Origin of the sequence: Vreelandella rituensis (genome assembly GCF_003336665.1) — a bacterium.
Taxonomy (GTDB): domain Bacteria; phylum Pseudomonadota; class Gammaproteobacteria; order Pseudomonadales; family Halomonadaceae; genus Vreelandella; species Vreelandella rituensis.
Genome location: NZ_QPIJ01000023.1, coordinates 45954 through 57322 on the forward strand (window position 1 = coordinate 45954; position 11369 = coordinate 57322).

General features: G+C 56.0%; 9 protein-coding genes. All 9 read right to left on the reverse strand.

The genetic code is table 11. The features are described from left to right. Nucleotides 1-5 precede the first annotated feature (5 nt). The gene (locus tag DU506_RS10935) at nt 6-1385 is read right to left on the reverse strand and encodes an ATP-binding response regulator (RefSeq protein WP_235825529.1); all 1380 of its coding nucleotides are present in this window, start codon (nt 1383-1385) and stop codon (nt 6-8) included. Beyond that, nucleotides 1360-2499 (reverse strand): nitric oxide-sensing protein NosP, encoded by a 1140-nt coding sequence (gene nosP, locus DU506_RS10940; protein ID WP_114486974.1) that lies wholly within the window; start codon nt 2497-2499, stop codon nt 1360-1362. Before nosP ends, DU506_RS10935 begins: the two co-directional genes overlap by 26 nt. A 135-nt stretch (nt 2500-2634) precedes the next feature. After that, on the reverse strand, nt 2635-4881 hold the full coding sequence (locus DU506_RS10945; protein ID WP_235825532.1) for an ATP-binding protein: 2247 nt from the start codon (nt 4879-4881) through the stop codon (nt 2635-2637). A 10-nt stretch (nt 4882-4891) separates the two neighbouring features. Beyond that, nucleotides 4892-5410 (reverse strand): putative pterin-binding protein, encoded by a 519-nt coding sequence (locus DU506_RS10950; RefSeq protein ID WP_181870739.1) that lies wholly within the window; start codon nt 5408-5410, stop codon nt 4892-4894. 164 nt (nt 5411-5574) lie between these two features. After that, nucleotides 5575-6387 (reverse strand): DUF2189 domain-containing protein, encoded by an 813-nt coding sequence (locus DU506_RS10955; protein ID WP_114486976.1) that lies wholly within the window; start codon nt 6385-6387, stop codon nt 5575-5577. A 155-nt stretch (nt 6388-6542) separates the two neighbouring features. After that, entirely contained in the window at nt 6543-6971 is a 429-nt protein-coding gene (locus DU506_RS10960) for a universal stress protein (protein WP_114486977.1), read from the reverse strand. 14 nt (nt 6972-6985) lie between these two features. Continuing rightward, nucleotides 6986-9580: a TRAP transporter permease gene (locus DU506_RS10965; protein WP_114486978.1), complete on the reverse strand. Its 2595-nt coding sequence runs from the start codon at nt 9578-9580 to the stop codon at nt 6986-6988. Between the two features lie 136 nt (nt 9581-9716). Continuing rightward, complete coding sequence (locus DU506_RS10970; protein ID WP_114486979.1) at nt 9717-10697, reverse strand: TAXI family TRAP transporter solute-binding subunit; 981 nt, start codon at nt 10695-10697, stop codon at nt 9717-9719. A 286-nt stretch (nt 10698-10983) separates the two neighbouring features. Then, a complete protein-coding gene (locus DU506_RS10975) occupies nt 10984-11214 on the reverse strand; it encodes a DUF2798 domain-containing protein (RefSeq protein WP_114486980.1) in 231 nt (76 codons plus the stop codon). Between the last annotated feature and the right edge of the window lie 155 nt (nt 11215-11369).

Consider the following 11369-nt stretch of genomic DNA (forward strand, 5'->3'; position numbering starts at 1 on the left):
CCGAGCTAGGCGGAGCGCTCTTCCAGCAGGCTGGTCAGCAACATACGCAGCCGCAAGGGTTTCAATGGCTTGAGCAAACAGCTTATGTCCAGCTCCCGCGCATGGCGCTTGAGCTCGGCAACATGATTCGCCGTGATCACCACCACCGGCAAGGCGGGATAACATCGCCTCAGGCGCAAGGCAAGCGTCAATCCATCCTCGCCTGCGTCACCCAGATGATAGTCCACCAATAGCACGGCAGGTTCTTCACCATCACTCGCCGCCTCCAATGCGCTTAGCGAAGCAGCGGTTCGCACACGACACCCCCAGCCTCTCAGCAGCGCCTGCATCCCTTCGAGAATCGCCGGATCGTCGTCGATCACCCAGACCACCGCACCCTGCAACGCCCCCTGCCCGACCTTAGTGGCCTCCACTGCGCGCTGCGAGCGTTGCGCAAGCTGGCCGTAGGGCACCCTAATCGAGAAAATCGCCCCTCGCCCCGAGAGTGATTTCAGCAAGATCGGATGCTTGAGAATCGTGCTGATGCGATCCACGATCGCTAATCCCAAGCCTAGCCCACGGCTATGCGATTCATGGCTCGGTTGAGCGCGGCGAAACTCCAGAAAAATCGCTTCTTGCTGAAGTTCAGGGATACCGGGGCCGGTATCTCCCACCATGATTTCAAGCCCATCGGGACGTCTCCGACACCCTAGCAGCAGGTGGCCCTGCTCGGTATAACGCACGGCATTACTGAGGAAGTTGCGAATCACCCGAGCCAGCAAGGCAAGGTCGGAAGCCACGACCACGCTCGAAGGAACGTAGTTCAACGTCAAGCCGCGAACCGCCGCCACCTGACGGTATTCCTCGGCCAAGGCATCTAATAAACAATTGACTCGAAAAGGCGCAATGTCCGCCTTGAGAATCCCCGCATCCAGGCGTGACATATCCACCAAGGTACCCAGCAACGCTTCGACATCCTTGAGCGAACGGCCGATATGTCCCACGAGTAGCATCGAATCCCGGGGCAGGCTGTGTTCTTCCAGGGCACTGGCAAATAACCTTGCCGCATTCAACGGTTGCAAAAGGTCATGCGTCACAGCGGCAAGAAACTTGGTCTTGGAAAGGTTGGCGGCCTCGGCATCCGCCTTGGCCTCGTGCAGCTGCGAATTGGCCTGGCCCAATTCATCCAGGGTACGATGCAAGGCTTCAGTACGCTCGCGCACTTGTTCTGCCAGCAAGACAGCATGTTCGAAGGCGGCATAAGGCGCGCCGTTAGCGGCGCCTCCAGATTCTACCCGCTCCATCAATGCATGGCAGATTCGCCGTAGCCGCCGGTTTTCCTCCGCCAGTGCTCGCTCGGAAGGTGTCTCGGGAATAATATCAGGGGTATCGCGCAAGAGATCCAAAAGCCACCCCGGTAAAGGTTTGGTTGACGTGCATGCCGTGATGCTGTTCGCCATAGGTATTGAACCCCACCACGCGGGAACGCTTCAACAATTGCGACGCCTGGCCCAGCTCTCCCAGCGCTTCCAGTTCCAGCCGTCTCAAAAAGCAGTCACAGCCGATCACCAGGCTGGGCGTGCCTAGCCGCTGATGCAGAGAATCGAGCATTTGATGCAAGTCATGCAACAAGGGGGCGGGTCGCATGGCGGTGAGTACGATGCCATTTTCCACCGCACAGTAAAAACTCAGGCTGGCATCCTCGTTGACCCGTTGTATGGAGCGAATATAGTGCTGGTCGCCCAGCCGTACCGCCATGGGGTGGCGAGCAAACACCTTTGGCCCTAGCGCAGCTTTCGCCACGCCCACCATTTCCGCGTAGGCATCGGCGGCGGGCATGGCATTGAGCTCCAGCACGCGCCGGCTTTCACTATCCGCTTGTGTCACTACCAGCTTATGCTCAAGCGGCAGCAAATGATGGGTGGAAAAAACCTCGAACGGTAAGGGCGTGTTGATCATGATCACCACGGCGGCGCGGGCGTAAAAACGTCCCTGAGCATACACATGGGTGTGAGCCAGGCGGTTATCGTCTCCTGCCGAGCCACCGAAACTGGGGATACGCCCCAAGGCGGCATCCAGGGTGGCCAGAACCTGCTCTTCGCTGCTGGAAAGGCCGTCGAGCAAGGTCAGGGCAAAACTATGCTCATTGATCGATGCTAATGCCCGGGCGCGGCAATTCTCCAACAACTGATCCACCAGGCGTTGGGCACGCAAAAGATCGAAACGTTCCAAGTCCTCGACCAGGGCGCAATCCACCGCAAAATAGCGTCGATCAAAACCGATGGCGACCACGCATCCTCGATCGTAACCTTGCGGTGTAATTTCCCCTGCCGTGGTGCAGCCGCTGACCTTTATTCCGCAAAATGCCGTTTCCAGCGCGCGCCCCAAGGCTTCAAGCGGATATTCGGCACTACAGAAAAACAGCACGAAACCTAGCTCTGCATGCTTGAGAGCCCTGGCCAGCTTTTCGGCAGCGCATTCAGGGTCTTGGCTACGACTGGCCGCCGTACGAACCGGCATAGTAGTCGCAGAAGTATCAGCGGAGATTTCCAATATGCACCCCCCTTGGAAGACAACCGCTCAAGCGCAAAAGCCTTGAACGGCTACTTTTACCTTTACTCCTACCTCTACTTTTAGCAAGAGCTATAAACGTTGCTAACCAGAGACCTGAACGTTTCTCCAAGCCTCCATAGCCGCCAAGGTACGCTCCGCGGTTTCAAATAATTGTTGCAAGGCAGCGTCTATTTGGAATTGATTCTCTTCCTGAGCTAAAAGCTCCACGTCTTTGGCTTGCCGGGCCAGACGTGCGCCCCCCAGACTTGCCGATTCACCGCGTAACTGATGGGCCAGGCGGCCAATTTCTCGAAGTGGCGATACTCGGTTCGACGGTGCTTCTGCGGCGTGATTGCCGGCTGTTATCTCAGTTTCTGACAGAGCCATCAAATCGGCCAGGTAATAATTGATATGCTGATGATGCAGCTCGACCAATTGAACCACTCCCCCGACACCCAGCATGGCGCTCAGGTTTTCCAGGATCGCGGTATCCAGTAACGGCGCCAGATTCGCCGGGTCATGCCAGCATAACCGTTGCGTTGGCGAAAGCGGGGGTTCCAGTTGCCGGGAAAGCAGTTCGTCAAGGACCGTCAACGATAATGGTTTGGTGATATATCCGCTCATGCCCGCAGCAAGGCAGCGGGCACGATCGTCGTCATAACCACCAGCCGTCATGGCGACGATGGGTACCTCCTTCAACCAGCCGGTTTGCTCACGCAACTGGCGGGTTATCTCCAGCCCATCCATGTCCGGCAATTGAATATCCATGAAAATTAGCGCTACCTGCTGATTTTTCACACAGCTCAAGGCTTCACCGCCCGTGCCCGCGCATATCACCTTGCAGCCCAAATGCTCCAGCATGCCGACCGCTACCTTTTGATTGACCGGATTATCCTCCACCAACAACAGGGTTACGCCGTTGAAATGCTGCTGGGCAGGAATAAGGGCATCAGGCAAGCGTTGCGGTTCAGCTTTCACTAGCGGCAGTTTCAACCAGAACTCACTGCCTTGGCCGGGAGTACTTTCCACGTCTATTTGACCCTGCATGGCAACCACCAGACGTTTGCATATCGCCAAGCCCAAGCCGGTACCGCCATAGCGGCGAGTCACGCTGTTATCTGCCTGCTGGAAGGGTTCAAACAAGCGCGCCTGTTGTAATGAGGTCAAACCACATCCGGTATCGCTGACGCTTAGATACAAGTCGCCAGCGCGGGCAAAGACACTTACCTGAATGCTTCCGTGCTTAGTGAATTTGATGGCATTGGCGATCAAATTAAGCAGGATCTGGCGCAACCGTCCGGCATCCATCAGTATCCATTCGGGAAGCTCGGTATCAAACGTTACCTTCAAGGCAACTCCCTTGGCCTGCGCCTTGGGCTTGAACAATGCGGCCACGCTCTCTACCAACGGCTTAATTTGGGTAGGAACGGCTTCAAGAGTCAGATGGCCGGCTTCAATCTTGGAAAAATCGAGAATTTCATTGATCAACTCCAGCAGCTGGTTGGCACTCTCATGGATGGTATAGGCGTAGTCACGGACATTTTCGGACTTAACCGGCGCCAGGAGTAATTCACTCATGCCGATCACGCCATTGAGCGGCGTACGCACCTCATGACTGACGATGGCCAGAAAGTCGGATTTGGCACGACTGGCGGCTTGAGCTTGATGAGCCGTTACTTTCAATTGATGGCTCAAAAGCTCCTGTTCGCGCCGGGCGGCTGTACTTTCGCGCATTTCTCGCACCAGAAAGATCACCACTAACAGCGCTGCCAAGCTCATTGCCATGATCAAGCTAAGCAAGAGGCTGTATAAGACGTTCAGTTGGTTACGCGCTTGAGTGGCAGCTTTCGCTAAATGACCGTTGATCGCAATCACAAAACGTTCGGTCAGTTGCGCCAATGCTTTAATCCGCGCTTCCAGCTCACGCAGGTGCGGTGTCTCAAACGAAGCGGCTGGGACAATCAGCGGGTCCAGCGCATCCAGTGCCTGCTGGATCTGGGGAATCAGTTGCTGGCCGGCGGGAATGCTTTGCAGCAATTCGCTGATTTCCCCACCAGTCAGTAGGTTAATGCGGCTATAGAGCAGTTCGAAGCGTAAGCTAAGCTCTTGCCTTTGCGACTCTTCGATGGGGGCCGGCAAAGTGCCCAAGAGATGATTAAGTAGCTGCACCGTATCTCGGTCCAGCTTGTACGCTACCCAGGCGGTGTCTTCTCTCAAGCTTCGCGTCAGCCCGTCCTGACGCCAGGCGACTAAAGACGCCACCACCAAGGCAGCTGCAAATAACATGACGGCAATGATCGCCACACCTTTCAAACGACGAGGATAACGCAACACCTGAGGAGCGCTCATAGGAGAACGCTTAATGGACATGAATATGCATTACTTGCCAGACCGAGCGAAAACGGAATGTTTCGCCGAGCAGTTCTGCATGGTCATCAAATGGATACAGCACCCAGAGCGGCCCGAATTCGCGAATTGGCATGAGCTCACCTCCACGACGTATGGCTAACAGGACATCGTAGTTATACAGATCGGCAATCGGGAGAGTAGCTTCGTAATCGTTAAGCGCCTTTACGTAGACCTGCTCTCCTTTAGCGTCGAGCATTTCAAGTAAATTACGCAGCAACGGGCCGCTGTAATAACCGGACGTTTCCGTCCAGGGAGTTCCCGTTTCAAAACCATGAAAGGGCATTGCTCCCAACATGGCAAGATCAAACTGAGCTTCATCGCCCACGTTGGTTACTGAAATATCGCCACTCACCATCAAGATGACCGGGCCGATGGGCAATGGCAAACCAAGCTTGTTTTCGGCGTGAAGCGGTGCCCAGGGAATCACGCATCCCATCAACATCACCCATGCCAACACTATATTTTTCACGTAGCTGTTCCTATAGTCTAACGACCTGACACGCTGTTCGGCATAAAAAAAGATGACGCAAGAATACGCCATCTCATGGTGAAGGTCAGGTCATCCAACAAATTCCAGGTTCCTCTATCTGGCTTCAGCTTTTCTTCGATGACTGCTTTCTTTTTTCTTTCCAGTTAGCTTGTTTCCACATAATCGATATTGACGAGGTCCTTATAAGCATGCCAGCTGGCATGTCCCAGTACCGGAAGCACCAACGCCAGGCCGATATAGAACGTCAGCACTCCGATCAGCACACAGCCGGTCAATATCGCTGCCCACAAGAGCATGGGACGGAAATTCTTCGACACAGCCCGTACACTGGCTTCGATGCCTTCCATGAAGGTCAGGTCCTGATCCATGAGGGTGGGAATCGCCACCACGCTGATGGTAAAAGCCCCAAATGCCAGCACGCCTCCTGCTGCCGTTCCCACGGCCAGCATGCTTAATCCCTCGGACGTGGTCAAAAGGGAAGTATACAGCGTCTCGGGGCTAGGCACTTCAAAGCCGAAAAACAAGGCAAACAACAATGTCGCCAAGCGAATCCAAGCCATGAAGAAGATCATCATCATCACGCCCATCATTGCCAACTGCCCGGCATGGGGTCTCCAGCTACCGAAGGCATCGCCCAAGTGAGCCGGCCGGCCTTGCTCAAGGGCACGGCTGATCCCATAAGAACCTACCGCAACCAGCGGCCCAAGAAACATGAAGCCCGCAATCAGCGGCAACAGCCAGTGCCAATAACCCAAGGTGAAGGTACCGACGGTGATCGCGATACTCCACCCCACCCAAAACATCCCATATGACAGACTGACTGCCATGGCTCGCCGGAAATCTTCGAAACCGGCGGCCAACCAAACTCTCGGTCTTTCCATTCCTATCTTGTTGATTGAAATTTGCACCCTGGAGGAGTCCGGGTAGGCTTGTTTTTTTGTCGTGGCCTCACTCATGGCATGGCTCCTGTGGTTCACCCTTAAACCGCTAATCCCGACATAATGTCGTAATGCCAGTTTAATGTAGCCGAGTTCCCCACACTCTGTCCGCAAACCCAATTAAACGGTACAAAAATTCCACCAGAGTGGCTGTTAGGATCGATTAAAATCGCTCAACGCACGATCATCACTGAAACTTTGGAGTGATGCACCACATGTTCGGCATTGGGTCCCAACACATAATCGATAAACTTGCGCTTATTGTGCGAGGCCATAACGATCAAATCCGCGTCCAGCTTCTTCCCAGCCTTGATTATCGCCTCCCAAGGCGAACCATCGACGATCACGCTCTGTACCTTGATATCCTCCGGCACATGTTGCTGGATGAATTCATGCTGCGCTTGCGAGATGGCTTCATGAGCCTTCTCGGAAAAACCTTCAGGAAAATAGGAGCCCACCATGGGCATCCGGTAGTCCGGTAATGCCGTGACGATATGCAACGAGGCCCCAAAGGTCTTGCACAACGTCAGTGCCGTGGGTAATGCCTTCTCCCACGAGCTTTCTTCGTTGATATCCACCGGCAATAGGATCTTCTTGTACATGCTATCTCCCTCCTTCAGGCAGTGGCGGTAGTCGCCGTGTTGTCACGACGCCGGCGCTGCATCAGTACAATCAGCCCGAAGACCAGGAAGGCAGGAATCCACATCAGCTCCTTGGTCCAGCGGTCGACGGGTGCCAGCACCTCGATGATTTCCTGGTCGAAGTCGAAACCAAGATCCGATGCCTGGCTGCCGTAGGCGACCATATCGACGGTCACCCTGTCGTCCTCGACCAAAAGCTCCATCCCAAGGTTATCAAGCCGCTCCTGCCCGGTCTCGCCCTCAGGTACCGGCAGGGTCATGTAGGTGGTCATGGGATCGCCATAGTCATCGAGACCCGCAATCTGCAAGCGCAGGGTAGAATCTTCATCGACATCGCCCAAGGCCTCCACGAATTGCGCAGGTGGCACGGATTCGTAGGGATCATGGATCATGTCCATCCAGAAGCCGGGGCGGAACAGCGTGAATGCAATCAGCAGCAACACGATGGATTCATACCAGCGGTTACGGGTGATCATGAAGCCTTGGGTCGCCGCAGCGAAGATCAGCATGGCGATGGTCGACACCACGAAGATCAGAATGCCCTGCAGGAAGGTCACATCGATCAGCAGCAGGTCGGTATTGAAGATGAACAGGAACGGAAGTGCCGCAGTGCGCAGGCTGTAGTAAAAGGCCTGGAAGCCGGTCCGAATAGGGTCGCCACCCGACACCGCCGCCGCCGCGAAGGACGCCAGCCCCACCGGCGGCGTGACATCCGCCATGATGCCGAAGTAGAACACGAACAGATGCACCGCAATCAACGGCACCAACAGGCCGTTCTCCGCCCCCAGCTGCACGACGACCGGCGCCAGCAGCGCCGATACCACGATGTAGTTGGCCGTCGTGGGCAGCCCCATGCCGAGAATCAGGCTAAGCACCGCCGTAAGCAGCAGGATCAGCATCAGGTTGCCCATGGCGAGGATTTCCACCACCTCGGCCAGTACCAGGCCCACACCGGTCTGCGATACAGCCCCCACGATGATGCCGGCGGTGGCTGTGGCAATGCCGATGCCGATCATGTTGCGGGCACCGGTGACCAGGCCGTTCCACAGATCCATGGCGCCTTCACGCAGATCCGCGCTCATATCGCTGCGACCCCGGAAGATCGAGGTAATGGGGCGCTGAGTCACCATGATGAAGATCATGAACATGGTGGCCCAGAAGGCTGACAATCCCGGCGACAAGCGCTCCACCATCAGACACCAGACCAGCACGATGACCGGTAGAATGTACTGCAGGCCGACCAGTACCGTGGGCTTGGTCTGCGGCAGCGAATAGATCGGTTGATTGGGATCATCGAGCTCGAGTTCAGGGTAACCGGCGGCCAGCTTGAGCAACGCGACATAGACCACTGTCAGCCCAACCGCGACCACCCAGGGAGTGGCATCCCCCAGCACCGGCTTGAGCCAGCCAAGACCGTAATAGACTGCCAGGGCAGTGATCATCATCAGCAACAGACCACCCAGAAAGCCGATCACCTTGTTCACCAGCGGCTTGGGTGGGTTGCTGCTCTGAAGCCCCTGCATGTTGGCCTTCATGGCCTCCAGATGAACGATATAGACCAATGCGATATAGGAGATCAACGCGGGCAGGAAAGCATGCTTGATCACCTCGACATAGGAGATACCCACATACTCGACCATCAGGAAGGCCGCAGCGCCCATGACCGGCGGCATGATCTGGCCGTTGACCGAGGACGCCACCTCGACAGCCCCGGCCTTCTCGGCGGAAAACCCGACACGCTTCATCATCGGCACGGTGAAGGTACCGGTGGTCACGACGTTGGCGATAGATGAACCGGAAATCAACCCGGTCATCGCCGACGCCACCACGGCGGCCTTGGCCGGCCCACCGCGATAGTGACCGAGCAACGAGAACGCCACCTTGATGAAATAGTTGCCGGCCCCGGCCTTGTCGAGCAGGGCACCGAACAACACGAACAGGAACACGAAGCTGGTCGAGACCCCCAGCGCGATGCCGAAGACCCCCTGGGTCGTCAACCACTGGTGATTGATCAACCCGAAGAGACTGACCCCGCCATGCGAGAGAATACCCGGCATCCAGGGGCCGGCCAGGCTATAGAGAAGAAAGACCGACGCCACGATCATCAGCGGTGGGCCAAGCGCTCGACGTGTCGCCTCGAGCAGCAGCAGAATCCCCGCCACCCCGATGATCACATCCTGCAGTATCGGTGCCCCGGGGCGCTGGGATAGCTGTTCGTAGAACATGAACATGTAGGCGCCGCAGAAGGCTGCCGCCGTGGCCAGGACCCAATCCTGGATAGGAATACGGTCGCGGGGCGAGCGCTTGAGTGCCGGATAGGCCATGTAGGCCAGAAAAAGCGCAAAGGCCAGGTGAATAGAGCGGGATTCAGTGGCACTGAACACCCCAAACCCCAGAATAAAGGGTACCGGGGAAGCGATCCACAGCTGGAAAAGGGACCACGCTGCCGCAATGCTCACCAAGAGCTTCCCCGGCATGCCAGCTGGCTTGCGGGCCCCCGTGTCGCTGGAGGCGACCATGTCCTCCAGGTCTACTCCAGCTCCCGAAGGCCTGTTGTTATCGTCAGTCATATGCCTGCCCCGCTCCGAGTCGATTGACGCCTGATTGCCATATCGAAATGCCTATCCACATCCTAAACCAGAATGCGCGGCACCCTGGGGTAACCGCGCATTCCTCACCAAGGTAGCAACACCTCGGGCTACAGGATTACTCGATCCAGCCCTGTTCACGATAGTAACGCGCTGCCCCATCATGCAGCGGTGCGGAAAGCCCCTGGTTTACCATCTCTTCCGGCTCGAGATTCTCGAAGGCCGGATGCAGGCGCTTGAAACGATCGAAGTTGTCGAATACCGCCTTGACGGTCTGGTAAATGACTTCATCATCGGCCTCTGCGGTCGTCACGAAGGTCGCCGCCACCCCGAAGGTCTCGACATCTTCGTCATTGCCGCGATACAGACCACCCGGAATCACCGACTTGGAGTAGTAGGGATACTCCTCGACGATGTCCTGAATATCCTCATCGTTCAGCGAGATCAGGCGAGCATCGACGGTGGTGGTGGCTTCCTGGATGGAGCCATTGGGGTGGCCCACCACGTAGACCATGGCATCGACGTTATTATCGGCGAGCGCCGCAGCCTGCTCGGCGGCATCGAGCTGTGACGCCAGGGAGAAGGTGTCCTTGGTCCAGCCCTTGGCGTCCATCACCACTTCCATGGTGTTGCGCTGACCGGAGCCCGGGTTACCGATGTTGACACGCTTGCCTTCAAGATCGTCGAGTGACTCGATCCCCGAGTCGGCACGCGCCAACAGGGTCAATGGTTCACCGTGGACACGGAACACGGCCCGCAGCTCCTCGTAGGGTTCACCTTCAAAGTTACCGGTACCATTGTAGGCTTGATACTGGACATCGGACTGGGCGACGCCCATGTCCAGTTCGCCGGACTTGATGCCATTGATATTGGCGACAGAACCACCGGTAGAAGGTGCATTACACTTGATGTTGGCGTCTTCCAGACGATTCACCAGGCGGCAGATCGACTGGCCGACCACATAATACACACCGGTTTGGCCGCCGGTGCCGATGGTGATGAACTGCTCGTCATCCTGTGCCATTGCCGGGGAGGCGAAGGATGCAGCAGCAATCAAAGCGCCGGAAAAAGCGGCGGTGGAGAAGACATGGCGTTTCATGAACACACCTCTTGATATTGTCAGCAAAATATTTTGCGTTTTACAGTACCGACCCGGTATATGCCGGTTATTTAACGTAATTTTCTACTTTAGCAATCTACCACAGCAAGATTCCAATTCAATGAAGAAATGCTCCTTGGTGTAGCCTTTTCTTTCGGCTGGATCTTTTAGCTCACATGGAAGTCTAGACATAAGCAACGTTTAGAGAACGTTAATTTTTACCTTGCATCACGCTATCTTCTCGCCATTACTTCACGACGCTTTCATGATCAACGCCTGTTTAGCCTTAAGGCTTGCGAATCAGCTTGGCCGTCAATCTCTGAAACCGGGGTGCGCCTACCCATATAAGAGAAAAAGCCACTGGCCAGGCAATGTAGAACGCATGCCACCAGCGCCCGATAAAGCCATCACCAAGGCCGGTGTTGATCCAAGTGATCAGACACGTCATCAGCGATACCATATAAAACGACATCAGTACGGCAAAAACCAGCGGAGCAAAACGTGGAGCAAAAAGCATCCGAGCCTCCTGAAACAGGAAAATAAATTAACGTTTTGACATCCTCCCCCACCTTCAGCGCTAGCGCGCTTGTGGAAGGGGATTCCCTGGTCGTTACCTCCCAGGTTCCTGCTTCGCTGTCCGTCGCCTCAATGCCTTGGCATTGCCGGTCTTAC